The organism is Mucilaginibacter sp. OK098 (assembly GCF_900142915.1).
In the GTDB taxonomy this organism is placed as follows: domain Bacteria; phylum Bacteroidota; class Bacteroidia; order Sphingobacteriales; family Sphingobacteriaceae; genus Mucilaginibacter.
This window is the reverse complement of the sequence record NZ_FRCM01000006.1, coordinates 259711-286121: the sequence shown is the minus strand read 5'-3', so window position 1 is coordinate 286121 and position 26411 is coordinate 259711. Positions and strand designations below refer to the sequence as shown.

General features: G+C 41.8%; 24 protein-coding genes. 12 read left to right on the top strand and 12 right to left on the bottom strand.

The window, feature by feature from the left end:
• Positions 1–52 precede the first annotated feature (52 nt).
• Both BUE31_RS21085 and BUE31_RS21080 read right to left on the bottom strand, forming a co-directional pair.
• The gene (locus BUE31_RS21085; RefSeq protein ID WP_073405821.1) at positions 53–1387 is read right to left on the bottom strand and encodes an efflux RND transporter periplasmic adaptor subunit; all 1335 of its coding nucleotides are present in this window, start codon (positions 1385–1387) and stop codon (positions 53–55) included.
• Positions 1388–1529: 142 nt separating this feature from the next.
• Positions 1530–2984 (bottom strand): TolC family protein, encoded by a 1455-nt coding sequence (locus BUE31_RS21080; RefSeq protein ID WP_073405820.1) that lies wholly within the window; start codon positions 2982–2984, stop codon positions 1530–1532.
• Positions 2985–3107: 123 nt separating this feature from the next.
• Here BUE31_RS21080 and BUE31_RS21075 point away from each other — a divergent pair, with 123 nt between their 5' ends.
• Positions 3108–3731 carry a polysaccharide deacetylase family protein gene (locus BUE31_RS21075; protein ID WP_073405819.1) on the top strand — a complete coding sequence of 208 codons (624 nt, stop codon included), beginning with the start codon at positions 3108–3110 and terminating at the stop codon, positions 3729–3731.
• A gap of 37 nt (positions 3732–3768) precedes the next feature.
• Here the strand turns inward: BUE31_RS21075 and BUE31_RS21070 are convergent, their stop codons facing one another.
• Both BUE31_RS21070 and BUE31_RS21065 read right to left on the bottom strand, forming a co-directional pair.
• Positions 3769–4134: a helix-turn-helix domain-containing protein gene (locus tag BUE31_RS21070; protein WP_073406103.1), complete on the bottom strand. Its 366-nt coding sequence runs from the start codon at positions 4132–4134 to the stop codon at positions 3769–3771.
• 68 nt (positions 4135–4202) lie between these two features.
• Entirely contained in the window at positions 4203–4499 is a 297-nt protein-coding gene (locus tag BUE31_RS21065) for a type II toxin-antitoxin system HigB family toxin (RefSeq protein WP_234997883.1), read from the bottom strand.
• A 281-nt stretch (positions 4500–4780) separates the two neighbouring features.
• Here BUE31_RS21065 and BUE31_RS21060 point away from each other — a divergent pair, with 281 nt between their 5' ends.
• Both BUE31_RS21060 and BUE31_RS21055 read left to right on the top strand, forming a co-directional pair.
• Positions 4781–7048, top strand: a complete 2268-nt coding sequence (locus tag BUE31_RS21060) for an aconitate hydratase (protein ID WP_073405818.1) — start codon at positions 4781–4783, stop codon at positions 7046–7048.
• A 179-nt stretch (positions 7049–7227) separates the two neighbouring features.
• Entirely contained in the window at positions 7228–7548 is a 321-nt protein-coding gene (locus BUE31_RS21055; RefSeq protein WP_073405817.1) for a hypothetical protein, read from the top strand.
• 47 nt (positions 7549–7595) lie between these two features.
• Here BUE31_RS21055 and BUE31_RS21050 read toward each other — a convergent pair whose 3' ends face one another.
• The 6 genes from BUE31_RS21050 to BUE31_RS21025 all read right to left on the bottom strand — a co-directional run bounded on the left by BUE31_RS21050 (position 7596) and on the right by BUE31_RS21025 (position 16647).
• The gene (locus BUE31_RS21050) at positions 7596–9245 is read right to left on the bottom strand and encodes an ABC transporter substrate-binding protein (protein WP_073406101.1); all 1650 of its coding nucleotides are present in this window, start codon (positions 9243–9245) and stop codon (positions 7596–7598) included.
• Positions 9246–9740: 495 nt separating this feature from the next.
• Positions 9741–11426 carry a glutamate formimidoyltransferase gene (gene ftcD, locus BUE31_RS21045; protein WP_073405816.1) on the bottom strand — a complete coding sequence of 562 codons (1686 nt, stop codon included), beginning with the start codon at positions 11424–11426 and terminating at the stop codon, positions 9741–9743.
• A gap of 109 nt (positions 11427–11535) precedes the next feature.
• Positions 11536–12744: an imidazolonepropionase gene (gene hutI, locus BUE31_RS21040; protein ID WP_073405815.1), complete on the bottom strand. Its 1209-nt coding sequence runs from the start codon at positions 12742–12744 to the stop codon at positions 11536–11538.
• A gap of 190 nt (positions 12745–12934) precedes the next feature.
• Positions 12935–14608 (bottom strand): urocanate hydratase, encoded by a 1674-nt coding sequence (hutU, locus tag BUE31_RS21035; protein ID WP_073405814.1) that lies wholly within the window; start codon positions 14606–14608, stop codon positions 12935–12937.
• Entirely contained in the window at positions 14586–16145 is a 1560-nt protein-coding gene (gene hutH / locus BUE31_RS21030; RefSeq protein ID WP_073405813.1) for a histidine ammonia-lyase, read from the bottom strand. The genes hutU and hutH overlap by 23 nt, the downstream gene beginning before the upstream one ends.
• Entirely contained in the window at positions 16138–16647 is a 510-nt protein-coding gene (locus BUE31_RS21025; RefSeq protein ID WP_073405812.1) for a MarR family winged helix-turn-helix transcriptional regulator, read from the bottom strand. The genes hutH and BUE31_RS21025 overlap by 8 nt, the downstream gene beginning before the upstream one ends.
• 165 nt (positions 16648–16812) lie before the next feature.
• Between BUE31_RS21025 and BUE31_RS31150 the strand changes: the two genes are divergently transcribed.
• The 9 genes from BUE31_RS31150 (at position 16813) to BUE31_RS20980 (ending at position 23817) form a co-directional block, all read left to right on the top strand.
• On the top strand, positions 16813–16980 hold the full coding sequence (locus BUE31_RS31150) for a hypothetical protein (protein ID WP_159440721.1): 168 nt from the start codon (positions 16813–16815) through the stop codon (positions 16978–16980).
• Positions 16981–17258: 278 nt separating this feature from the next.
• Positions 17259–18371 (top strand): hypothetical protein, encoded by a 1113-nt coding sequence (locus BUE31_RS21015; protein ID WP_073405810.1) that lies wholly within the window; start codon positions 17259–17261, stop codon positions 18369–18371.
• A 138-nt stretch (positions 18372–18509) separates the two neighbouring features.
• The gene (locus BUE31_RS21010) at positions 18510–19307 is read left to right on the top strand and encodes a helix-turn-helix transcriptional regulator (protein ID WP_073405809.1); all 798 of its coding nucleotides are present in this window, start codon (positions 18510–18512) and stop codon (positions 19305–19307) included.
• A 322-nt stretch (positions 19308–19629) separates the two neighbouring features.
• On the top strand, positions 19630–20043 hold the full coding sequence (gene rpsL, locus BUE31_RS21005) for a 30S ribosomal protein S12 (protein WP_073405808.1): 414 nt from the start codon (positions 19630–19632) through the stop codon (positions 20041–20043).
• 19 nt (positions 20044–20062) lie between these two features.
• Entirely contained in the window at positions 20063–20530 is a 468-nt protein-coding gene (gene rpsG / locus BUE31_RS21000; RefSeq protein ID WP_073405807.1) for a 30S ribosomal protein S7, read from the top strand.
• Between the two features lie 99 nt (positions 20531–20629).
• Complete coding sequence (gene fusA, locus BUE31_RS20995) at positions 20630–22741, top strand: elongation factor G (RefSeq protein ID WP_073405806.1); 2112 nt, start codon at positions 20630–20632, stop codon at positions 22739–22741.
• Between the two features lie 149 nt (positions 22742–22890).
• Complete coding sequence (rpsJ, locus tag BUE31_RS20990; protein ID WP_022830652.1) at positions 22891–23196, top strand: 30S ribosomal protein S10; 306 nt, start codon at positions 22891–22893, stop codon at positions 23194–23196.
• 124 nt (positions 23197–23320) lie between these two features.
• The gene (locus BUE31_RS20985) at positions 23321–23527 is read left to right on the top strand and encodes a DUF2683 family protein (RefSeq protein WP_073405805.1); all 207 of its coding nucleotides are present in this window, start codon (positions 23321–23323) and stop codon (positions 23525–23527) included.
• Positions 23527–23817 (top strand): type II toxin-antitoxin system RelE/ParE family toxin, encoded by a 291-nt coding sequence (locus tag BUE31_RS20980; RefSeq protein WP_073405804.1) that lies wholly within the window; start codon positions 23527–23529, stop codon positions 23815–23817. Before BUE31_RS20985 ends, BUE31_RS20980 begins: the two co-directional genes overlap by 1 nt.
• A gap of 34 nt (positions 23818–23851) precedes the next feature.
• On the opposite strand, the gene BUE31_RS20975 is transcribed toward BUE31_RS20980, so the two are convergent.
• Positions 23852–24970, bottom strand: a complete 1119-nt coding sequence (locus tag BUE31_RS20975) for a metallophosphoesterase family protein (protein WP_073405803.1) — start codon at positions 24968–24970, stop codon at positions 23852–23854.
• 129 nt (positions 24971–25099) lie between these two features.
• Positions 25100–26389: a retroviral-like aspartic protease family protein gene (locus BUE31_RS20970; RefSeq protein ID WP_083620172.1), complete on the bottom strand. Its 1290-nt coding sequence runs from the start codon at positions 26387–26389 to the stop codon at positions 25100–25102.
• Between the last annotated feature and the right edge of the window lie 22 nt (positions 26390–26411).

Below are 26411 nucleotides of genomic sequence, written 5' to 3'. Positions count from 1 at the left end.
AGGATGCTTCTGCAAATTTTCAAACTGCCAACTGCTCACTGCCAATTGTCCACTAGTTCCCCGTTGGTACAAACAGCTTGCTCTTATCTACCTTTTCTACTTCCATATTATCTTTCAAGAGTTTTGAAATGGTTGCAAACGGTGCAGAAACCACTTCATCCCCGTTTTGTAAGCCCGATAAGATCTGGATGTTTGTATCATCCTGGATGCCGGTAGTTACCCGCACTTGTTTTACTTTACCGGCTTTGTAAACAAAAACATATTCTTTTACCGGTTCACTTATTGCAGGTTTGGATTTATCATCATCCTGTTTTTTCACGCCGGTACTATCCTTTTTTTCCTGGCGTGTAGTTACCGATTGAATAGGTACCGATAATGAGTTGGTATGATTGGTATTTATATCAACCGTAGCCGTTAATCCCGGACGAAAAGGTACCTGGTTGCTTGCTGTTTTAACCAATAGTGCTTTGTATGAATCAGCGCTTATTCTAACTTTAACTGTAAAGTTGGTAACCTGGTCGGCATTGGTACCTACCACGTTAGCTGAGCTTCCTATTTCAATTACTTTGCCGCCAAATGTTTTACCATAAAAGGCATCCACCTCAATTTTTGATGAATCGCCAAGTTTTATGCGGTTAATATCATTCTCATTTACATCAACATTTACATCAAGCTGGCTTAAGTCTGATATCGTCATGATCTCGGTACCGGCAAACTGCTGGGTACCTAATACACGTTCGCCAATCTGGATGGATAATTTTGAAACAACACCATCAACAGGCGAGTAAATGGTAGTTTTAGCCAGGTTGTCCTGTGCTTCTTTAACCGATGCCTGTGACTGGGCAAGGCCATAAGTTGAGCCTATTACATTTTGCTTTGCAGCTTCGAGAGAAGCTTTTGCACCTTCGTAATTTGCTTTAGCAGCATCAAATTCGGCGGCGGTTAATACCTTGTTGTTGTATAGGGCCTGATCGCGTTTGTAAATTGATGCCTGGTTTGCAAAGGTAGCTTCGGCTTGTTTAAGCATCTGGCTTGAATTACCAACGCTTGCCTTCTGCGTATTGTAGGAAGCCACTGCACGGTCATAGCCAGACTTTAAAATGTCCGGACGGATCTTGCAAAGCAACTGGCCTTTTTTAACCACATCGCCCTCCTTTATTGGCAATTCAACAACCTCACCCGAAACCTCAGGGCTTATTTTTACTTCAACATGTGGCTTTATTTTTCCGCTTGCTGATACCGACTCATTTATATCACGATTGGCAGCCTTTTCGGTTGCTACCTGTGTTTTTTGAGGTTTACCAATAACGCCGGCTGCCTTAAGCACAATAAGCAGAACGATTAGTGCGCCTAATGAGATCAGAATATATTTTGTAGTTTTTCCCATGATTTATTTAGTATTTCGGATTTCGGAATTTCGATTTCGGATTTATTTATTCTATTCTTTTATTTGAAATTTCTAATTTTTGCTTTCAGACTTTCGGACTTATTAACTCATTCGCACATCTGTAATTTGCACATCCGCACCTCTAAAGAGTTATCGGATTACCAATGTAATAATCAATTACTTTGCTTCTGAATATCATTTGGTACTGTGCCGCAATCATATCGTTTTGTGATTTATTGAAATTGGTTACTGCCGTATTATAATCCAGTGTGTTTACAAAACCGGCATCGTAACGCTGTTTGGTAATGTTTAATGCTTCTTTGTTAGAATCGAAAGTTTGCTTTGAGGATAAATAGCTCTTTTCAGCAGCTTCCAGATCAAGCACCGCCTGTATAATTGTTTTACTTAAATTGTTTTTTGCTATTTGTGTGGCAAGTTCGGCATTTTGATAATTCAGCTTTGCCTTACGTACAGAAGTACGTGCACTGAAGTGATTAAAAATGGGAATCTGAACGCTTAGTCCAATTGATTGGTTGAAGTTATCGCTAACCTGGGTAAAGAATGGGTAGTTAGCTGAATAAATTGGCTGTGGTATTTTTACAGGAGTGAAAACTTGCTGATTGGTGCCATCAACTATACCTACCAACTGGTATGATCCGGCTGTTTGGCCAAGAAGCTTTTGCTTTACCTGGTTTGAGTAATTTGAACCTAACCCACCAAATAATGACACAGTAGGGTAATAAGCCGCCTTAGCAACTTTTATGGCCTGTGCCGATGTTTGCTGCTGCAGTTCAGCAATGCGGATATCCGGGTTTATGGTAAAGGCCGTTTTAATTACTTCTGTAGCATCATACAGGGTTCGGATATTTGTTAATTTACTGATATCCGGTTTTTCAACAGCGATCTCTGTTGCAGGATCCATCTCCATGTATTGTTTCAGGATCAGGATAGCCAGGTCCACCTGGTTTTGGGCATTTGTTAAATTAAGCTCGGCTGTTGAAACCTGCGCTTTGGCCTGGGCCAGGTCAGCCATGGTAGCATTTTGTTGGTCGAAGTTTTTCTGAGCCCTGTCTAAAGTTATTTTGGCCAGATCAATTTGCTGCTTTGCAGCAATCACAAGATCCTGGTCTGTAAGTATGGTTAAATAATCGGTAACGACGTTTAAAAGCAGGTCGTTTTTAACTTTGGCTGTACTGCTTTTATTAACATCAAGCTGTAATTTATTTTGCAGGATCTGGTTCCGCAGTTGTCCCCCCTGGAAAAGTGTTACAGCTACAGAGGCTTGCCCGTTAACGTATAAAAACGACTGACTGCTGTAGGTGTAAGTTGTTAAGTTAGGGCTGCGGCCAAAATTATAAGAAGCTTGTGGATTAGCAGTTACAGTTGGCAACATGTTGTATTTTGATTGCTGATAATCTGCATTTGCTAAACTTTCATTAATTACCGCCTGCTTAATGGTTAGGTTATTAGCTAAAGTAAGATCAACCGCCTGCTGAAGGCTTATAACCCGTTGCGCCTTTACTGTAAAACTCAGTAAGGTTAGGCATGCAATGCTTAAAATACTTACCCCTTTTAATTTTAATATCCGTTGTGTCATAAGGTTATTCTGAATATAATTTGAGATATGAGATTTGAGATGTTAGATTTGAGATAATATTTGGCAATAATACCAACATATATCTTTTGTCTCATATCTCGTATCTAAAATCTCACGTCTAAAATGTATCTGGTAAAAACACCATGGCTGCTTAAAAAGCTATACCCCAATTTAATATGGGATGCAAACCGCAGTTCCCGGTGCATTTATCTCACTTTTGACGATGGACCCATACCGATTGTTACACCATTTGTTTTAAATATTTTAAAACAGTACAATGCCAAAGCTACATTTTTTTGTATCGGGGATAATGTACGCAAACATCCGGACATATTTGAGCAGGTAAAAAAGGAAGGCCATGCCATAGGCAATCATACCTACAATCACTTAAAAGGCTGGGATACAGAAGATGAAATCTACCTTGATAATTTTTTAAAGGCTGACAAATTACTGGATACCAAACTCTTTCGCCCACCCTACGGACGGGCAAAAAAATCACAGGTAAAGCTGCTTAAAGAAGCTAAACCCGGTTTGGAATTTATTATGTGGAATATATTGTCTGCCGATTTTGATATTAATGTTACACCGGAGCAATGCCTGGATAATGTTATAAAAAACACTAAAAGCGGAGATATTGTATTGTTTCATGACAGCTTAAAGGCAAAGGAACGGATGGAATATGCTTTGCCAAGAGCGTTGGAAGTTTGGAGCAGGGAGGGGTATAGTTTTTGCCCCCTGGCCCCCTAAAGGGGGAAGGATTGGCGTATTGCTTTTACAAGGCATATTAGGCGTGCTCCAGAATAAAATCGGCATCAATTTTTAATTCGGTATGCACAGCTTTTAAAAAATCAATTCCTGGTTTTTGTTTGCCGTTCATAATAAGAGAAAGTTTGGCATCACTTACCTTTAATTTTTTTGCAAGGTCCTTTTGCTTCAATCTCATTTCAAACATCCGCATCTCAATCATGCCTGTTAATGTGGTTGGGGCATCAATCACATATTTAGTTTGCTCATATGCTTGTGCCGATAAGGCGAGCGAACGAATTTCTGCCAACTCATCTTTAGATACCTTATCACTACCCTTAGCCATCAGGCTATCAATTTTTGCCATTACATGGTTGTAATCGGCTTCATTATTTATCTTGCTCATCAGTCCCGTTGATAAAAAGATTATTGAAATACTGCCTATATCCAAAGGCAGTAAATGGTGCTCAATTATTAAATTGCTGAGCAATCAATCCTGTCATACTCCTTGTGTGTACCAACAAACCGAACGTAAACTGTTCTCACATCAAAAAATATCATAGCAACTATTCTGTAATTGTTACCACGTATATCAAACACAAACCGATCATTACCAACAGCATCTACTGAATTAAACATAGCTTTTATTTCGTGATAGTTTGCCCAATCTGCTTGTGAGACCAACCTATACCAGTTATTTAAAGCGTCTTTTGCATCTGCATGTATGTCAAAAAAATCTCTAAGCTTGGTATAGCTTATAATTACCATCATGTTTCTTTTTATCAAAAGTAATTAAAATTTAGAATATCTAAAAATATTTTAGATGTCAGATATGTGTGAACTCATTCAACCTAATCTAACTCAATCAACTCCTGCTAACCCCACCTAATCTCTAACCTCCAATCACTAATCTCTATTTAGAACCCCTCCAAATAACAATTGTGCATTCGCCTGACTTCCTTTTACCTGCATTTTTTGTAAATTCGCCGCATTGACAAGCTGGTAACTGGCTAATGTCTATTCTTTTACTTTTCACCTAAAGATCAAATACAATGGCTTTTGATTTAGATATGATCAAAAAGGTTTACGACCGCTACAGCACCCGCGTGGCTGCTGCCCGTAAAGCAACCGGTAAACACCTTACTTTAACCGAAAAAATATTATACGCCCACTTGAGCGAAGGCGATGCCCATAAGGCACTTGGCCGCGGGGTTGATTATGTTGACTTTGCACCAGACCGTGTGGCGATGCAGGATGCTACCGCACAAATGGCGCTTTTGCAGTTTATGCAGGCGGGCCGTCCTCAGGTTGCTGTGCCTTCTACGGTACATTGCGATCACCTGATCCAGGCCAAAATTGGCGCTGATGAAGATTTGAGCACTGCAAAAGATGTAAATAAAGAAGTTTATGACTTCCTGGCTTCGGTATCTGATAAATATGGCCTGGGTTTCTGGAAACCGGGTGCAGGTATTATTCACCAGGTTGTTTTAGAGAACTATGCATTCCCCGGCGGTATGATGATAGGTACCGACTCGCACACACCTAACGCAGGTGGTTTGGGTATGGTTGCTATTGGTGTTGGCGGTGCCGATGCTTGTGATGTGATGGCGGGCCTACCATGGGAGCTAAAATTCCCTAAGCTGATTGGTGTTAAATTAACCGGTAAATTATCAGGCTGGACATCAGCAAAAGACGTTATCCTGAAAGTAGCGGGAATACTTACCGTAAAAGGTGGTACAGGCGCCATTGTTGAATATTTTGGCGAAGGTGCACGTTCGCTTTCTGCAACCGGTAAAGGTACCATCTGTAACATGGGTGCCGAAATTGGCGCAACCACATCAATCTTTGGATATGATGAAAAAGCTGCGACTTACCTTAGCGGTACCAAACGTGCCGATATTGCCGAACTTGCCAATGCAGTTGCAGAACATTTAACAGGCGACCCTGAAGTTTACGCTAACCCTGAGCAATATTTTGACCAGGTTATCGAAATAAATCTTAGTGAGCTTGAACCACACGTAAACGGTCCGTTCACCCCGGATCTGGCATGGCCTATTTCTAAATTTGCAACAGCGGTTAAAGAAAATGGCTGGCCTACCAAGTTAGAAGTTGGTTTGATTGGTTCATGTACCAATTCATCGTACGAAGATATTACCCGTTCGGCTTCTATCGCTAAGCAGGCAATTGATAAACATTTAACCACTAAAGCTGAGTTTACTATTACTCCGGGTTCTGAGCTAGTTAGATACACTGTTGAGCGCGATGGTTACTTAGGTACTTTCGAGAGCATGGGCGGTGTGGTATTGGCTAACGCTTGCGGTCCGTGTATTGGCCAGTGGGCACGTCATACTGACGATCCTACCCGCAAGAACTCTATCATCACATCGTTTAACCGCAACTTTGCAAAACGCCAGGATGGTAACCCTAATACCCACGCTTTTGTGGCATCACCAGAAATTGTTACCGCATTTGCAATAGCAGGCGATTTAACTTTTAACCCATTAACTGACACCCTTACCAATACCAATGGCGAGCAGGTTAAGTTTGACGAGCCTCAGGGCATTGAAATGCCTTTAAAAGGTTATGCTGTTGAAGATGCCGGCTACCAGGCACCTGCCGAAGATGGCAGCAGCGTTGAGGTTAAGGTTGATCCAAGATCATCACGTTTACAATTGCTTGATCCGTTTTCAGCATGGGAAGGTACTGATATTACCGGCTTAAAGCTGTTGATTAAAGCTAAAGGCAAATGTACTACCGATCATATCTCCATGGCTGGCCCGTGGTTAAAGTTCCGTGGTCATTTGGATAATATTTCAAACAATATGCTGATTGGCGCTATCAACTATTTTAACAATACTGCTGATAGTGTTAAGAACGAACTAACAGGCGAATACGGCCCGGTACCTGCCACCCAGCGCGATTACAAGGCGCATGGCATAGGTTCAATTGTTGTAGGCGATGAGAACTATGGCGAAGGTTCATCACGCGAGCATGCTGCTATGGAGCCGCGTCACCTTGGCGTACGCGCCATACTGGTAAAATCATTTGCCCGGATCCACGAAACCAACCTGAAAAAACAAGGTATGCTGGGCATCACCTTTGTCGATGCCAACGATTATGATAAGATCCAGGAGGATGATATCATCGACATCACTGGTTTAACAACCTTTACACCTGATAAGCAATTAACCGTTGTATTGCACCATAAAGATGGTTCAACAGAATCATTCCCGGTAAACCATACTTATAACGCTCAGCAAATTGAGTGGTTTAAAGCTGGCGGCGCATTGAATATCATCAGGAAGCAAATGGCGTCGTAAGCTTAAAGACCAAAGCAGAAAGCAGCTTTCAGGTTTCACCTTTCTGCTTTAAGCTAAAAAATAGCCTTCTCATTTTTGGGGAGGCTTTTTTGTTGTTTATGTAATAGTATCATTACATAACCTTTTTTAAACCCGATAGCAACTTCATAGTCATAAGTTAAATATAAAACCTTAAACTTATGAAACGTTACCAGCTTATCATTTTGGGATTATCCTTCCTGCTCTCATCCTGTGCATCCGTATCTTATTTTGGTGATAGGTACATGCCCGTAAAATCAGATGTGGAAATTTATTATTCAGTGCACGATGTTAAAAAACTCTACAAGGTTATCGGCCGTTTAACAAGCCCGAATTATGACGAAGACCGATTAAAGGCGGAGTTAAAAAACTATGCCCGGACTGTAGGGGGCAATGCTGTTGTTATCAATAAGCCGGATGTTACTAATGATGGCCAGTCTGTATCTGTAACCGCTGATGTGCTGCGGTATGCGGATGAATGAAACTTAGAATTGTTAGCCAGCTAATCAAAAGTTCCCCCTTCAGGGGGCTAGGGGGCCTTCACCACCCTTTTCAGCACCAGCAAATTTTGCCCGTTAACGCTGTAGCCTGATATGTTATTTTGATAAAGGTTAACCCGCTTATCATAATACAATATCACCACAGGCGATTGTTGCATAACCAGGTTATCCATTTGCCGGTAAATAGAGAAGCGTTTTTCATCGTTTACTTCATGGTAAGCCTGCTCAAAAAGGGCATCGAACTGTTTATTGTTAAAGCCTGTATAATTGGGGCCAAAAGGGATCTTGTTTTTTGAGTAAAATACGGATAAGTAATTTTCAGCGTCAGGGTAATCGGCTATCCAGGTGCCGTAAAAAAAGTTGACGCCATTTTTTGATACCAGCTCGCGCAGACTGGCACCCTGCGTTATTTCAACGCTGGTTTTAATGCCCACTCTGTCCAGTTGGCCTTGTACATATTCTATCAGTCCGCGGTAACCTACGGTGGTATGCAGCACAATTTCAGGCAGGCCTTTGCAATTTGGATAGCCGGCCTCTTTTAACAGCTGTCTTGATTTTTCAGGATTGTAGCTGTACCCTTTAACCTTTGCCGCATCAAAGCCAGGCATGCCCATGGGGATAAAGCCCGCTGTGCCGGGAGTGCCCATGCTGTTGCGCAGGTATTTGATCATTTTTTCTTTGTCGATAGCATAGTTAATGGCCTGCCTTATTTTTAACTTTCGCAATGGCGACGACTTTACTATTGCCAGGCTGCTGTCGACCAATATCCCCAGGTAAATGGTGTTGAGGAATGGCCCGGTGTTTAAAGTGAATTTTCCTTTATATTTTTGAGTGATAGCGCCTGCTTTGGTGAGGATATCATCGCGATAGCTGCCGTCAATGTCATTTAAAAAATCAAGCTTTTTACTAATGAATTCCATAAAGGCGGTTTGCTTGTCGCCGATAAAGGTTGCTCTCACCGCATCTAAATGGGGCAGGGGACTTCCGTCTTTATCTTTTTCCCAATACTTTTCATTCTTCAGTAAAACCATCACCTGGCCCTCTTTCCAGTATTTAAACTTAAAAGGGCCGGTACCGATAGGGTGCTGCCTGAAATCCTTCCAGTAATGATCAACCACCTCATGCGGCACAACCGAGCAATATTGCGCGGTAAGCATGCTTAACAGCGGCGGGAAGGGCTGCCTTAGCTTGATGCGAAAGGTGCTGTCATTTACAGCAATAAAGGGATTGTCACATACCTTGTCGCTAAAGATCCACGAGCCCGATGATGCCACTTTCGGATCAATAAGCCTGTGGAAACTGTAAACAAAATCATTAGCTACAACAATACGGCCCTGCCCGTTTGCAAACAACGGATCGTCATGAAAATGCACATCTTTACGTAAATGAAAGGTATAAGAAAGGCCATCGGCAGAGATCTCCCAGCTTTTGGCAATACAGGGCCTGGTTTTAAGGCTGTCGTCAATCTGAACCAACCCGTTATAAATCTGGTTATCCATCCAGATACTGAACTGGTTCCGTGCAAATGCCGGATCGAGCGAGCTCAGGCCTTCATCAAGGTTAATGTTGAAGATTGTTTTTTTGGTGGATGTGGAATTTGTGTTGCAGGAAATGAATAGTATGAGGAATAGTAATTTGAAGATTAGATGATTAGATGATTTGAAAATTTGCTGCTTCATTATCCTTATAAAGCTACCCATTTTCAAATCATCTAATTGTCAAATCATCAAATTAAAGTTAAGATAATCACCCGGGGTTAAACGTCGGTAGAATAGAGATAAACATGAATACCGTGTTGTCGGGTGTGGGACCTCGGCAATGCTGGCAAAGCGTTCCATTTTTACACGGAACACCCGGAACGCTGTGAAACACGCTCATTATCAATTACTTTTGTTTTTACAACTAATTAATGTATTGATTATCAAATAATTAAGTAATTTTCGGGAAATTCCTTCCACACATTTAGCAGACTGATAGTGATGCAGGCCCTTTAAAGGGAATACTGCCGGCAGGTTACACAGCCGGCAAAGCGTTCCATTTTTACACGCGGAACACGCGGAACGCTGTGAAACATGCTGGTTATCAATTGTTTAACTATTTACCAGGGATCGGGTGGTTGTAAATGACTGACAATCAACATGTTCCATTATTAATTATATCGACCTCACATTAAATTAAACAATCTTGCTATTCACCAGTGCAATAACCTCCCCCTCCAACTCAACAGCTTTCTGCTCTAATTCACTGCCATCAGTAATAACCTTAGCAACATAATCCTTATCCTTATAGCCGGATGCATTGATCTTCACATTCATAAAAGCACCTATCACTGCGCTGCGGGCGCAAAGTGCTGCCACACCGGCATCGGTTACGGAGTTTGGATTACCGGTTTCGGCCATAGCTTTTATAACTGTTAAGCTGCCGTATGCCGCCTGCATTACTTTAAAAGGAATTTCAATGGCATAATGGGTAGCATCCTGGATGGCTTTATCCCTTGCGGCTTTTTCTTCTTCTGTAGCTTTTGACAAACTGAACGCTTCCATTATTTTATTAAAAGCGGTGGTATCCAAATCAACCAATCTTATCAGCTCATCTTTATACTGTTGCCCTTTTTCCGCCCAGCTGCTGAACTCTTCCCAGCGGTTGTCCCAGCCTTTTTTGTGCGATGAAAGGTTTGCCACCATGGTTGCCAATGCCGCGCCTAAAGCACCGATATAGGCAGATATTGAACCACCACCCGGCGCCGGACTTTCACTCGCTGTTTCATCAGCAAACTCAACCAAGGTCATAGAGGCCAGTTTGGATGATGCTTTGTCTTTCAGTAAATATTCAATGATCCTTTCTTCGGGAACAAAAGGCGATAGCTCCGATAAACCCATTGATTTTATGGCGATCTTGATCAGCTCTTTCTCACTTACCCCAACTGAACGTTGTTGTTTTAGCAGGAAGTATTTTCCGGCATCAAGCATTGCTTTTAAGGGGATCAGGCCTACCAGCTCACTGCCGGTTACCCGCATGCCGCGCTCGGCTGCTTTGGTGCAAACTTCATCAAATGCTATGTGTAAAGGGGTAACTTCAATATTGGTGAGGTTCATGGAGATCTGCGCTATGCCATACTCCTCAATATACCAGCCTATAGCCTTTACCGACTTTAATGAACCTGGGATTGATTTTGGCTTGCCGTTTTCATCGTTTATTATCTTGCCGTTTACAGGGTCGCCCTCGCGCATTACCCGGCCTGCTTCGCGTACATCAAAGGCGATAGAATTTGCCCTTCGGGTACTGGTGGTATTTAAATTTACGTTGTAGGCGATCAAAAAATCGCGCGCACCAATTACGGTTGCCCCGCGTTTGGCATCAAATTCCGCAGGACCGAAATCAGGTTTCCACTCCGGTAATTTTATCTTCTTAAAAAAGCCTTCATATTCACCCGCCCGGATCACCGACAGGTTATTACGCTTTTTATCGGCCTGGGCATGTTCATATAAGTAAGCAGGGATGCCCAATTCCTCACCAACCCGCTTGGCTAATTGCTTTGCATATTCCGCGGTTTCTTCCATGCTGATATTGGCAATAGGGATCAGCGGACAAACATCTGTTGCGCCCATCCTTGGGTGTTCGCCCTTATGCTTACTCATATCAATCAGCTCACCGGCCTTTTTTATTGCCAAAAAAGCAGCCTCAATAACCTTTGCCGGTTCGCCCACAAAAGTTACCACTGTACGGTTGGTGGCCTTACCCGGGTCAACATTCAGCAACCTTACACCCTCAACAGATTCAACCTCGTTGGTGATCTGTTTAATAATATCAAGGTTTACACCTTCGGAGAAATTTGGAACGCATTCGATTAATTTGGTCATTGGTCAGTTGTTATTAGTCATTGGTTTGGTTAGATGGGAAGATTTGACAACTTTTCAAAAGTTGTCAAATCTAGCCTCAAATATTTTATAATCTGTTTCATCAAAAACATCAGCGTACAATCTGTGATCTAAGCTTTCCCTGATGATATAGAATTTCCTTGTAGTCGTTGGTAGGATACACCTGTAAATCTGCCCGCATTCCAGCAGCCAATATCCCCCGGTCTGTTAAATTCAAAGCCTTTGCAGCGCGATAAGTTAATCCGGCAAATACCTCGGCAGCGCTCAGCTTTTCAGCAGCGCTCATTACGGCAGCTTGCATCAGCAGGTCGCCCATGGGGGCAGAGCCTGGGTTCCAGTCGCTGGCAATGGCAAGGCAAGCTCCGGCATCAAGCAGCTTCCGTGCAGGTGCATAAGGCATCCCCAAACCCAGCGATGCGCCGGGTAAAGTTACTGCTACGGTATTTGAATTGCCTAATAATTTTATTTCTTCATCACGGCTGGCTTCCAAATGATCGGCAGAAACAGCGCCAACATTTACGGCTACTTTACTGCCGCTTGTTGTAAACTGGTCGGCATGAACAGTTATGTCAAAACCCATTTGTTTGGCTTTGGTTAGGTAGATGGTAGCATTTTCGGCATTAAAAGCGCTTTCCTCAATAAAGATATCAACCCGGTTAGCCAGGTCTTCTTTTTTGATGATGGGAAGCAGATCGGTTAAAACATGCTTCAAATACTCACTTTGACTCCCATTAAAATCTTTCGGAACCATGTGCGCTGCTAAGCAGGTAGCAACCAGGCTGGCTTTTGTTTGGGTTGATGCCGCTTTGATGGCTCTCAGCTGTTTCAGTTCCTGTTCAACAGATAAGCCATAGCCGCTTTTAACCTCAATGGTGGTAACCCCTTCAGCTAAATGGCGCTCAATTCTTTTTAATAATAGTTCGGTTAATAATGCTTCATCAGCTGCACGGGTTTGGTTGACGGAATCCCAGATGCCGCCGCCTGCTTTGGCAATCTCCAGGTAAGTTTTTCCCTGGATCCGCATGGCGTAATCTTTAGCCCTGCTGCCGGCAAAACAAATATGGGTATGGCAATCAATAAAGCCTGGTAGCAGCACGCTATCACCTTTAGTTTCATTTATTTGTGCCGATAGGTTTTGTTTGCGCAATGTTTCAAAATCGCCAACAGCTAGTATCAATCCGTTTTCAACCATAATCCCGCCATCAGGAATGATTTGGAGCTGATAATCCTTCAAAGCGCCCTTTAAAGGCAAGCCAGTTAGGGGCAGGATTTGAGTAAAGGGGCCGTGGAGTATTTTCATTGATACCTAATATTTATAAATTTTGTCATTGCGAGCGCAGCGTGGCAACCGCGAAAGTTGCAATTACGCTTTGCAGGTTTTACACTTTTTTGTTCGCTCTGTAAAGTCCGCGGTTGCTTCGTTCCTCGCAATGACAAAGATGTATATTTTACCTTTCGCCTTTCAGCTTTTACCTTTCACCTCTTCTCTCTTACCAAACTTTCAAATCAAATCTCTCCGCCCATTCTTCTGCCTTATCATATCCCGCATCCGCATGTCTGAAAATGCCCATTGCAGGGTCATTATAAAGCACCCTACTTAAACAGGTTGTCGCCCTGTCTGTTCCATCAGCTAAAACAACCATGCCAGCATGCTGCGAATAACCCATACCCACACCGCCACCATGGTGGAATGATACCCATGTTGCGCCACCTGCCGTGTTAGCCATCAGGTTAAGTAACGGCCAGTCTGATACCGCATCCGAACCATCTTTCATCGATTCCGTTTCCCGGTTTGGCGATGCTACCGAGCCACAGTCCAAATGGTCACGGCCTATTACTATCGGGCCTTTTACTTTACCAGTTTTTACAAGTTCGTTAAACATTAAACCAGCTTTTTCCCTGTCGCCCATGCCCAGCCAGCAAATGCGTGCGGGCAAACCCTGAAACGAGATCTTTTCCTGTGCATTTTTAAGCCATTTTATCAATGGCTTATCATCCGGGAACAACTCCATCAGGGCACGGTCGGTTGTGAAAATATCTTCCGGATCGCCTGATAAGGCTACCCACCTGAACGGCCCCTTGCCCTCGCAAAAGAGCGGACGGATATAAGCCGGGGTAAAGCCGGGGAAGTTAAATGCATCTTCTTCACCGCCCTGCCTTGCAAATTCGCGCAGGTTGTTGCCATAATCAAAGGTTATTGCGCCGCGTTTTTGTAATTGCAGCATTAGGCCTACATGCCTGGCCATGCTGGCTAAAGAGAGCCTTTTATATTCGATGGGATCAGTTTTTCTTAATACTGATGCCAGTGTTAATGATAAGCCATTTGGGATATAACCATTCAGCGGATCGTGGGCCGAGGTTTGGTCGGTAAGCATATCGGGAATAAAATTGTCCTTCAACAGTCTTTCCAGCATATCGCCGGCATCGCTCACTAATCCTACCGATAACGTTTCGCCTTTTGCCATTGCATCTTTAACCCAGGTAATTGCTTCTTCGTAGCTGTGGGTCATTTTATCGATGTATTGGCTGTCCAGTCGTTTCTGAATGCGGGTTTCATCAACATCTGCCCCTAAAAATACAGCGCCTGCCATGGTTGCGGCTAGTGGCTGTGCACCACCCATGCCGCCAATGCCTGCGCTAACGATCAGCTTACCGGTAAGGTCATTATTAAAATGCTGGCGGCCTGCTTCTACAAATGTTTCGTAGGTGCCCTGTAAAATACCTTGTGTACCAATATAGATCCAGCTGCCGGCAGTCATTTGCCCATACATCATCAGGCCTTTTGACCTTAGCTCATTAAAGTGCTCCCAATTTGCCCAGGCAGGCACTAAATTGCTGTTGGCAATCAGCACACGCGGGGCTTCCGGGTGGCTCCGGATAATGCCCACAGGCTTACCCGATTGCACCAGTAACGAATGGTGTTCATCCAGCTCAAGCAGCAGTTCAATTATTTTGCGCAATGCTTCCGGGTTCCGGGCAGCCTGGCCTATGCCGCCATAAACTACCAGTTCATCCGGGTTTTCGGCAACCTGCCCGTCAAGGTTGTTGAGCAGCATCCGTAATGGGGCCTCTGTTTGCCAGCTTTTAGCATGCAGCTGCATCCCGCGCGGCGCCTTGTACACCGGGTGAGTTGCGTAGGTTTTAATAAATTCCGAATTCGTCATCGTTCAAATTAATATGGTGAGCTATTGCTGTATTGTTGGCAATTGTTAAAAATGTGCCATCGGTAACTATCTGATGTAAGGCGTTAATATCATCGGCAAAGATCCTGTCGTCTCCAATATGTGGTACCCGTTCACGCACCAGTGCATGGCAGGCTTCCACAACAGGAGTTGATTTAAGCGGTCGCCTGAAATCCATTGCCTGCGAAGCATAAAGCAACTCAATAGCCTGGATATATTCCAGGTTATCAATCACCTGGTTTAGCTTGCGCCCGCTGATAGAGCCCATGGAAACATGGTCCTCCTGCCCTAATGAGGTAGGCACGCTATCTGCACTTGCCGGGAAACATAATGTTTTATTTTCGGTAACCAATGCCGCCGTTGTGTATTGCGGGATCATTAAACCAGAGTTTAAGCCCGCATTATTGGTTAATAGTTTCGGTAGGCCGTACCTTCCTTCGCTCATTAAGTAACAGCGTCTGTCGGCAATATTACCCAATTCTGCTGTCGCGATCGTGGCATAATCAAGCACCATGGCTAAAGGCTGCCCGTGGAAATTACCCCCGCTGATGGTATCTTCAGCATTAAAAACAATGGGGTTATCGGTAACCGAATTCAATTCGATCTCTGTCAATTCTTTCAGATGTAGCCAGGCATTGCGTGATGCGCCATGTACCTGTGGCATACAACGCAGCGAGTAGGGGTCCTGCACCCTGTCGCAATTAACATGCGAGTTGCAGATCTCCGAATCTTTTAATAAGGTATGCAGGCGTTTGGCAACCAGTTTAGTGCCTTTATAAGGGCGCAACTGGTGCAGCCTTTCATCGAATGGACGAGCGGAGCCCATCAGCCCTTCCAGCGATATCGCACCGATTAAATCGGCGCGGTTCAAGGCATCATTTAAACGCTGCACTGCTTTTATGGCAAATGCCAGGATAAATTGTGTGCCGTTTATTAAGGCAAGTCCTTCTTTTGGCCCAAGAATTAGTGGCTGTAAATTATGCTTTGCTAATACTTTAGCTGCGGGTAAGCGCTCGCCATTTTCATAAACCTCGCCAAAACCTATCAAGGGCAAAAACAGGTGGGCTAAGGGGGCAAGATCACCGGAAGCGCCAACAGAACCTTTTTCGGGCACTATAGGGGTAATATTATTATCAATATGCCAGATAATGCGTTCAAGTGTTGCTAACGCGATACCTGAAAAGCCCTGTGTTAACGCCTGCACCTTGCTGATCATCATCAGCTTTGCTATTTCCTGCGGGATGGGATTGCCCACACCAACGCTATGACTTTTTAAAAGGTTGCTTTGCAGCAGGGAAGTATCAGCTTCCGAAATCCGGGTATCGCATAATGGCCCGAAACCTGTATTTATCCCGTAAACAGGGTGCTGCGCATGAACTATTTTTTCAACCTCGCGCCATGATGACCGGATCTTTTCAGCTGCTTCAGTATCGATAACACCTTTAACTTTCCCGCTTGCAATGTCAAGGCAGGTGCCGATAGTTAAATGGCTGCTGCCATAGTTAAAAATGTTACTCATGTGCTTCGGCTTTTAATTCTATATTCAGTTTATCGCTGATCCTATCAGCAAGGTTGGCCGAGCGGAACGCATTCTCTAACGCACTGATACTCGGCAATAGCTGTTTGCAAGCCTCATCATTTGAAAGTACATCATCCATAGCTAATAATATGGCATCCCAAATTGGTAAGATCTGCGTAAGCAGTTCCCTGCCACTATCTGTTAGCTGCACCAGCTGCCTGCGGCCATCATCGGCACAGGTAGCGCTGGTTACCAGCTTTTTGTTTTTAAGATTAGTTATAAGCTGACTTGCTGCCGGGTGCGAAACCTCGGTTTGCTCGCTTAACTCCTTTATAGATAGGGAATTATTTTTCGATAATAAGTAAAACACCGGGAACCAGCTGGCATCAAAGTCGATCCCCTCATTTTGGTAAGCCCGGTTAATTTCTGCCAGGAAACCCTCGCTCAGCCGCCGTAACCGGCTGCCCAATACCAGGTATCCCAAACTTTGATATAAATTCATGGCGCAATTTATATAAGTGCTTATATAAATGCAAATTTTGACCAGTATTTTTTGGGTTTGAAGGATTTTAGGATAATTTTTAACGCTTCATCCCCTCACTCTTCAAACATAATCATATAAATAAACACATGCCGGTTAATCCTTTTCGTTTTAAATGTATCAAACATGCAAACGCCCCAATTAAGGATGTTGATATTAAAACTTAAAGCCATGAAAAAGAAATTTGTAGCATTTGCACTTTTAATAAGCGCCATAGTATCAGTAACTTCAGGTTGTTATGTAGAAGGCGGATATGGAGGTCATCACCATCATTACTACCGTCACGGTTATTAATTAAAGATTGTTTAAGATAAGATAAGTGAGGTTGTATAGAGAGCCACGGGGAGATCCGGGACTCTTTTTTTTGACTGCTGATTTTTTTGATTGAATGATTGTGCAGGTTATATTTTATGCTGAATTTAGGGACATCTGATGTCTTTTGCTCAATTGCTACCATTTATTACTATCCAACAAAAGTTGTAAGCTTCTTTTAGCCTTTCAAAAAAGGTTAATCTGATACTATTTCTGTTTGTGATTTTAGGCGTAATTTGCCAGATATAATTATTAACACAATGCACCATATCCGTTCATTCATATTTATCAAAATATTTTTTATAACCGGCCTGTTATTTATCTTTTATTCATCTTTCGCACAGTCGTCTAAAGTTGATAGCGTAAAGATAAATTATAAGAAAATATATGGATATGCTTTACAGGCTAACATTAATGCTGCCCTTACTATTTTAAAAGCGGACAGCGCTGAATTAATTACTCAAAAAGATAAAGAGTTTATAAAGAATTTTTATAACCGCTTCAAATACAAAGAGGATAAAAGCAGCTACCTGATAGAAAGAAAATCCCCAATAGATAGTCTGGTCAAATTTTTCAGGGATTACTGGAGATTATCGCTGAAAAATGAAGATAAAAATTATGACACACTCATTATAAGAAACATAAGTACTTTCCTGGCGGAGAAATATCATTTGAAAATTGTCCACAGTGAATTACCGGTTGATACCCTGGATTTATATATGACCAAATACATCCGGACAAACGGCCTTTATACCAGTGGATTTGGAAAAACAGGTAAACTATACGATTTGCTTGTGTGGCGTAAGGAAAGAGACACCACTTATGAATTTCAGATACAAAAGGAAAAGATACAGGCACCGGTAGTATTTATGGATGGTTTCATTAGCCTCGGTTGGGAAGAATATGCCACTCTTGGAAAAAATTATCCCGGGGGGTGGACAACCAGTTCGGCCATTTTTGCGGTTAGCAAAGCATATGATGTTAAAAGTGAAGATTTTTTGGTTGACCTTTTAGCGCATGAGGGCCGTCATTTTGCAGATTCAAAACTGTTTCCTCACTTAGGAGGAGCAGATTTGGAATACAGGGCCAAACTGGTTGAATTAAGCTTGCTGAAACAGTCTGTTTACCATACAATGGAGTTTTTTATAAATGAATCTGATCACAGTAGTTATGAAAATTCACATCCGTTTGCTAATTATTGCCTGATAAGGGACCTATCTAAAGTTATATTTGATGTTGAATTTGAAAAGAACATTAATAAGTGGAAAACCGTTTCATACCAGCGGATAAATGCTGCTGCAGTAAAACTATTAATTGAGAATACAGCTTCACTTAACAGTCAGGGTCATGATGTTAAAAGCTATATAAAATAGCGTATTTAAGGGACGAATGCTACAATTCATAAAACCGGGGTTTACAGTATTTATATTTTTAATTTATTTTTATCGTTTTTTAGATGATATTTTAAAAATGATATTCAGAATTAGTTACGTTCAATATAGATAACAAGTATGCCAGTTTTATTACTAGCGGGGAATTATTTCGGAACCGAAGCACAGAATCAGGAAAACGGATCTTGTAAGATTAATGTTACCCGGTATGAGCCCCTTACGGAGTTAGCCGAGCATTATCATGAAAACCCTTACTTGTCGTTGTTGATTAACGGTAATTATCACGAGATAAACGAAAAAGAAAATAAACTGGTCCTCCCCGGCCAAATCTTGTTTCGTCCTTCCGGCTACAGGCACGCCAACCAGTTTCTCAGGCAGGGCGGCAGGTGCTTTAATGTTGAGTTCAAAAAAGAGCTGCTGGAAAAACATGAACTATCTTGTTCTCTGCCAATGGTTTCAGTTGTTTATGAAACGGGTGTTTTAGAATATCTTTATAAGGCGATGTTTGCTTTTTGTAAATATGAAGATGCCGTTATAGCAGATGAATACATATTCAGTTGGCTGTCTGCAAACGTAAAAATGAAAGTTTCTTCCCACCTGGTGTGGATGGCTAAAGTTAAGGATATACTCGAAAATGAATTTAATGTTCATCATACAATTCGCTCGGTGGCAGAAAGAGTTTTTGTCCATCCAATGTATTTAGCAAGGGCATTCAAAGAAAAGGAAGGGTTGACTTTCGGAGAATACCAGTTAAAAATGCGTCTGCAAAAAGCTATGGGGTTGCTTTTCAAAACAAAAGGGCAGATTAATGAAATTGCCCATCTTTCCGGTTTCACAGATGCAACACACCTGATTAGATCCTTCCGGTTACACTATCAAGTCACCCCGGCTAAATTCAGGATGGCTTTAAAGCGTTAATTTAAAATGCAGCAAACTAAAGATGGCTGAAAATTTAATGACTGAAATCTTCATTCTGCAAATTGACTAACGCAGATTTAATTAAGATTAAACCGTATGTTTAGGCTAAGATTAGAAGGATAAAAAGATTTTAGAATACCCCGGAAGCAAATAATTCTAAATCCATAACCATAGTCAGCAACTTCAACATCTATAACCCTTTCAACCTTTATTACTTAACCCCTCAAACTTTTTTCAATAACCTATTGAAAATCAAAAAATAAGTCCGTACTTTTGCAGTCCCGAAAACCGGGTTAAAAACAAATAAACAAAAAAAGGAAGAATGCCTACTATTCAACAATTAGTTAGAAAAGGTAGAGTAGCTCTGGTTGACAAGAGTAAGTCACCAGCGTTGGACAGCTGTCCACAGCGAAGAGGAGTATGCACACGCGTGTATACCACTACCCCTAAAAAACCAAACTCAGCAATGCGTAAAGTGGCCCGTGTGCGCCTTACCAACGGAAAAGAAGTAAATGCTTACATCCCTGGTGAAGGTCACAACTTACAGGAACACTCTATTGTTTTGATCCGTGGTGGTCGTGTTAAGGATTTACCAGGTGTACGTTACCACATCATCCGTGGTGCATTAGATACATCAGGTGTAGCCGGTCGTAACCAACGCCGTTCAAAATACGGAACTAAGCGCCCTAAACCGGGTCAAGTAGCAGCAGCGCCAACAAAAGGTAAAAAGAAATAATTAAAGGAGGATAGTAACAATGAGAAAGTCAAAACCAAAAAAAAGAATCCTTCTTCCTGATCCAAGATTCAATGATGTTCTGGTAACCAGGTTTGTAAATAACATGATGTATGACGGTAAAAAATCAACCGCATACGCCATATTCTATAATGCTGTTGATATTGTTGAAAAGAAAACCAGCGAAAACGGGTTGGATACCTGGAAAAAAGCTTTAAACAATGTAATGCCTGCTGTTGAAGTAAAAAGCCGTCGTGTTGGTGGTGCAAACTTCCAGGTGCCTACAGAAGTTCGTCCGGAACGTAAAGTAGCTTTAGGTATGAAATGGCTGATCAACTATGCCCGTCGTCGTGGTGAAAAAACCATGATGGAGAAATTAGCAGGCGAGATCATCTCAGCAGCTAAAGGTGAAGGTGCAGCAGTGAAAAAGAAAGAAGATACGCACAAAATGGCTGAGGCTAACAAAGCGTTCTCACATTTCCGTTTCTAATTAATAAGATTACACCGATTTAATATTGGATTACGCCGATTTTGTTATGATTGCAGATCGGTGTAATCATTAAATAATCAGAGAAATCAAAAAAAGATAATGTCAAGAGATCTAAGATATACAAGAAATATAGGTATTGCCGCTCACATTGATGCTGGTAAAACTACAACTACAGAGCGTATACTGTACTACTCTGGCTTTAGCCATAAAATTGGCGAGGTTCACGAAGGTGCAGCTACAATGGACTGGATGGCACAGGAGCAGGAGCGTGGTATTACCATTACTTCGGCTGCTACTACTATCGACTGGAAATACAGAGGTCACCAATACCACATCAATATTATTGATACCCCGGGACACGTGGATTTTACCGTTGAGGTAAATCGTTCATTACGTGTATTGGATGGTTTGGTTTTCTTATTTTCAGCTGTTGACGGTGTTGAGCCGCAATCAGAAACCAACTGGAGACTTGCAAATAACTACAACGTTGCCCGTATAGGTTTCGTTAATAAAATGGACCGTTCAGGCGCCGACTTTTTAAATGTTGTAAAACAGGTAAAAAGTATGTTAGGCAGCAACGCTGTTCCTTTACAGTTGCCAATTGGTGCTGAAGAGAACTTTAAAGGTGTTGTTGATTTAATTAACTGGAAAGGTATTGTTTGGAATGAGCATGATAAAGGGATGACCTTTACTGAAGTGCCTATCCCTGAGGATATGATTGAAGAAGCAACTGAGTGGAGAGAAAAACTTCTTGAATCAGTAGCTGATTATGATGAGAGCCTGATGGAGAAATTCTTTGACGCTCCTGAAACAATTACTGAACGCGAAGTGCTTGACGCTTTACGTAAAGCTGTTTTAGATGCAAAGATCGTTCCTATGGTTTGCGGTTCATCATTCAAAAACAAAGGTGTTCAAACCATGCTTGATTATGTGATGGAATTACTTCCTTCACCTATGGACGTGGATGGCATTGTGGGTACTAATCCTGATACCGGCGAAGAAATTATTCGTCAGCCATCAGAAAAAGAGCCATTTGCAGCATTAGCGTTTAAAATTGCAACCGATCCTTTCGTAGGTCGTTTGTGCTTTATTCGCGTGTACTCAGGTAACCTTGAGGCTGGTTCATATGTACATAACATGCGTTCAGGCAACAAAGAGCGTATTTCCCGTATCTTCCAGATGCATGCTAACAAGCAAAACCCTATCCCTAATGTAGGTGCAGGTGATATTGCTGCGGTAGTAGGCTTTAAAGATATTAAAACAGGTGATACCCTTTGTGATGAGAAACATCCTATCGTTCTTGAATCAATGAACTTCCCTGAGCCGGTTATCGGTTTAGCTATTGAGCCTAAAACACAGGCTGACGTAGATAAATTGGGTATGGCTTTAGGTAAATTATCTGAAGAAGATCCAACTTTCCGTGTAAGATCTGATGAAGAAACCGGCCAGACTGTAATTTCAGGTATGGGCGAGCTTCACTTAGATATCATCATGGACCGCTTAAAACGTGAGTTTAAAGTAGAGGTTAACCAGGGTGCGCCACAAGTAGCATACAAAGAATCAATTACCGGTACTATACAGCACCGCGAAACTTATAAGAAACAAACCGGTGGTCGCGGTAAATTTGCCGATATCCAGGTTATCCTTTCACCAAATGACGAAGGCAAAGAAGGCTTACAGTTTGTGAATGAAATTAGCGGTGGTTCAATCCCACGTGAATTTATTCCATCTGTTGAAAAAGGCTTTGCTGCTTCAATGGCAAATGGTGTATTGGCCGGTTACCCGTTAACCAGCTTAAAAGTACGTTTAATTGATGGTTCATTCCACGCAGTCGATTCAGATGCGTTATCTTTCGAGATAGCTGCAAAATCTGCTTACCGCGAGGCGTTGCCAAAATGTAAACCAATGTTACTTGAGCCGATCATGAAGATCGAGATCTTAACCCCTGAAGAAAACATGGGTGATGTTATCGGTGACATGAACCGTCGTCGTGGCCAGCTGTTAGGTATGGATTCACGCGCAGGTGCACAGGTAATTAAAGCTACTGTACCACTTTCAGAAATGTTTGGTTATGTAACCCAGTTACGTACCATCACTTCGGGCCGTGCTACTTCAACCATGGAGTTTGATCACTATGCTGAAGCACCACGTAACGTACAGGAAGAAGTAGTTGCCAAAGCAAGAGGCAAAAAAGCTGCTGCGAACGCGTAAATAGAGATTAGTTGATTGGTGATTAGAGATTAGTTGCCAATCAACTTTTTAAATAAACGATCATAGCCTATTAAATAGCTCTTAGGCGTGATAATTAACAAATCGGTGAAATCATTCTTAATCGGTGAGATCATCACAAAAAAAACAAAATGAGCCAAAGGATCAGAATTAAATTAAAATCGTACGATTACAACCTGGTTGATAAATCAGCTGAAAAGATCGTAAAGACAGTAAAGCCGACAGGCGCTGTAGTAAGCGGACCGCTTCCTTTACCAACTGAAAAGAAAATTTTCACAGTATTGCGTTCACCGCACGTAAACAAAAAAGCACGTGAGCAATTTCAATTATGCTCATACAAACGCTTATTGGATATCTACAGTTCAAATTCAAAAACTGTTGATGCTTTAATGAAGCTTGAATTGCCAAGCGGTGTTGAAGTTGAGATCAAGGTGTGATAGTACCGGAAGATCGATATTTTAGAATCAAGAGATAAGAATCAAGATTCAGGATAAATTAAAAAGCCATTTCGAAAGAGTTGGCTTTTTTGGTAGAGATTAGATTTTTATCTAAATTTGATTTATGGCAGCTTATGTGATATACCCTACAGATGAACAGGAAAAGTTTATGAAAGCTTTTTTAGAAGCGTTGGAAATTTCTTTTGTCAAAGATGATGAAGGGGAGCTTCCCCCACACGTGTTAGCGGGAATTGCTCGTGGCGAAGCCGATATTGTTGCAGGACGATTTGTTACATTTGAAGAATTTAAGAAGAAATATCCCGCTGATTAATGCACTTCGACGTAATTTTTTCTGATGAGGCAGATGATACATTTGAGTGCATCGGTGAACAAATAATGGCCAAGTGGAGCGAAAAAGAATTAAAGGAATTTAGAAGACGCGCTTACAAAGTGACGGAGATAATTAGCAAATTTCCTTTAATTTTCCAGGCAGTAAACAAAGCGCAAACAGTTCGGAAAGCTTTTGTCCATAAAAACTGTTCAATGTTTTATCGGGTTGGAGATACTTATATTGAAGTGTTATTCTTTTGGGATAACAGGCAGGATCCCATATTTTTATGATTCTAATCTATTTATTTTGAAATTCTAAATAGCTTTAATTAATGCTTACCGTAAAAGAATCATACAAAGTAGCGCCTGCGTTTTCTAAACCAATATGCGGGATAGTATAATACTCCCCCGATAAAATAATACCCCCTTTTTCTTTTGAGAGTTTGATCTTCAAAAAACCGTGTGCTTCATCGCAGTAGTTTTTTAATTCAACATCGTTAAGCAGGCTGTTTTCATCCGGAAATTGCGGGTCGTTGGGTTCAGCCAATTCATGCAAGTCTGAATAGCCACCGGCACCGGCTACTATAAACGGAACTACCTTTCCGTTGGGATAGGTTTTATTAAACCGCTGATAATTGTGCACATGGCCGCTAAATACGATATCAGGCAACACATTGGCGGCAGCAAATGCTTCATTCAATAACCGCTGCATGTGCAGGCTGGAGCCATGATTTATATCAGCAGAGTAAGGCGCATGGTGAATGCATACAATCAATGCTTTTTTATCAGGGGAAAGTGTTTTTAACTCGTTGACAAACCAATTTTTCTGTTCATCAGTTACTGTTCCAAACTTTGGGACATTGCTATACAAACCAATAATATCAGCTAAAGGTGTACGGAGCGTCCAGTATAGGTTTGGTTGTATGTTTGTTTTGCGGTTGGTATCACCTGCGAGAGCTATTGGTTTTACCGCTGTATTACAAAACACTGCTCTGAAAGCGTCCAGGCTTTGTGGTTTTTCAGTGTTTAAGGGGTCAACATCGGCATCATGATTCCCGGGAATGGCGAATACGGGTGCAGGGTAGTTTTTATACGGAGAAAAAAATTGATCGTAATATTGTGACGCCTGTCCGAAATTATAAACTACATCACCCAAATGAAATAAAAATTGCGGTTTATCTGCTGTTGTTGATTCATTGTCGTATTGCCGTGTCATTTCATTAGCTACCAATTTCTGAAAACCAGGCGAACGCAGGCTGCCGGTATCTCCCGCCATGTGAAAAACAAGTTGATGTTGATCGATTCCGGGTAAAATCTCTTCAATATCAAGCCTGTAGGGATAACTTCCGGTTGGAGGAGGTAATGGTTTAAACTTTTCCTGATCATCAATGGCTGATACTTTAAAGACCGGCCGGATACGCGGATTGCGTTTTTTTAAGGGCATAATTTATGAATGATAGTTGCGATGATACCATCGCACGCAAATATACACCGATTGTATAAATACAATATTAAGTATTGATGCAGGAGGCTTAGCCACCGAGCCTGGTCAGGACCCTATAATTGCAGGCAGTTATTTACCATTAATATACATGTCCTTAAAATTGTAGATCACTTCGCTGAATTTGTTTGTAAAATCCTGGCCTATGTTGCCATAAAATTTTTCGCCGGGAGTTATCGGTTTTGTAAGTACGCTAACATTGTCAACAACTACGCTTTTGCTGCCCAGTGTTAAATTGAATTTGGGTAATACATAAACCTTCTTTTTTTGTGCACCTCCTGCACCGCCAAATCCAACGGTTTTTTGGGTGCCTGCTTTTATAACACGGGCTTTATACTTTTCAAAGTAAGCAGCATACAGCACAGAACTGCTCGCACCTGAATCAAAATGAAAGGATAGGGTGTCATTGCCTGATTTTAATGCTATAACCGGATCGAGGCCATCGAGTGCAAAATTGTGCAGATCGCTTTCGGCAGGAGTTAATGGGATAGTCATTTTTCCATTGCTGAAAATATGTACTTCCCGTAATTGCTCAATAACCGGGAACCCTATAATTACATTGAGCTGAAATTTTACCGGGGCAATATAAAGGATGCTATCCGGCATTACCTGGAAAACCACATTCTTCACTAATACGTCTCCAATATAAAGGCTGTCAGCAATACCCATCCCTGTTTTAAACTGCAGGCCTGTAGCGCCGCTGCCTTCATTATAGGAAACATCCAAAATATGCAACCCTAATTTCTTAGCATACGTTTGGGTAATTGAAGAAATATTGGCCCGGGTATCAAATATGGCATCAAAATTTTGCTCATGTGCGGTAAAAGGAATTTCAATCAAGCCGATCTTGTCCTTCTTCCAGGGTATGGTGGTGTTATTTTTTATAAGGGTTTGCTGCGCCGGTATGTTTTTAAGCGCATTACGGATCAAAAGATCATTGCTAATATCGTCAATATCATCTTTATGCAATGCATGCTTATACTGTTTCAGGATATTACTATCGCATTGGGCTGCTTTTGCATATTGATATGTTTTAAAATAACTATCACCCTGTAATCTCTTTAAAGCCGACTTTACCGAATCCGGTAATTTAAGGGCAGGTTGTTTTAAAAGTGAATCAATGTCTTTAATGCATTCATTGTTACGGTTAAAAGCGTTATCCAGGTATGATTTAAAATACAGCCGGTTATCATCATCAATGCTATCTGTTAGTAATTTAAATTTGGCATCAAGCTTAAAATATTCGTTTTTATCTAACAGCGATTTTAGCTTTCTAACCGACCCTGCATTGTTAGATGTCCTGGTGCAGCCTGCCATTACAAAAACTATGGCGATAAGATATAGTTGGTATTTTGAGATCATAACGATCTTTAGATTGCCTAAT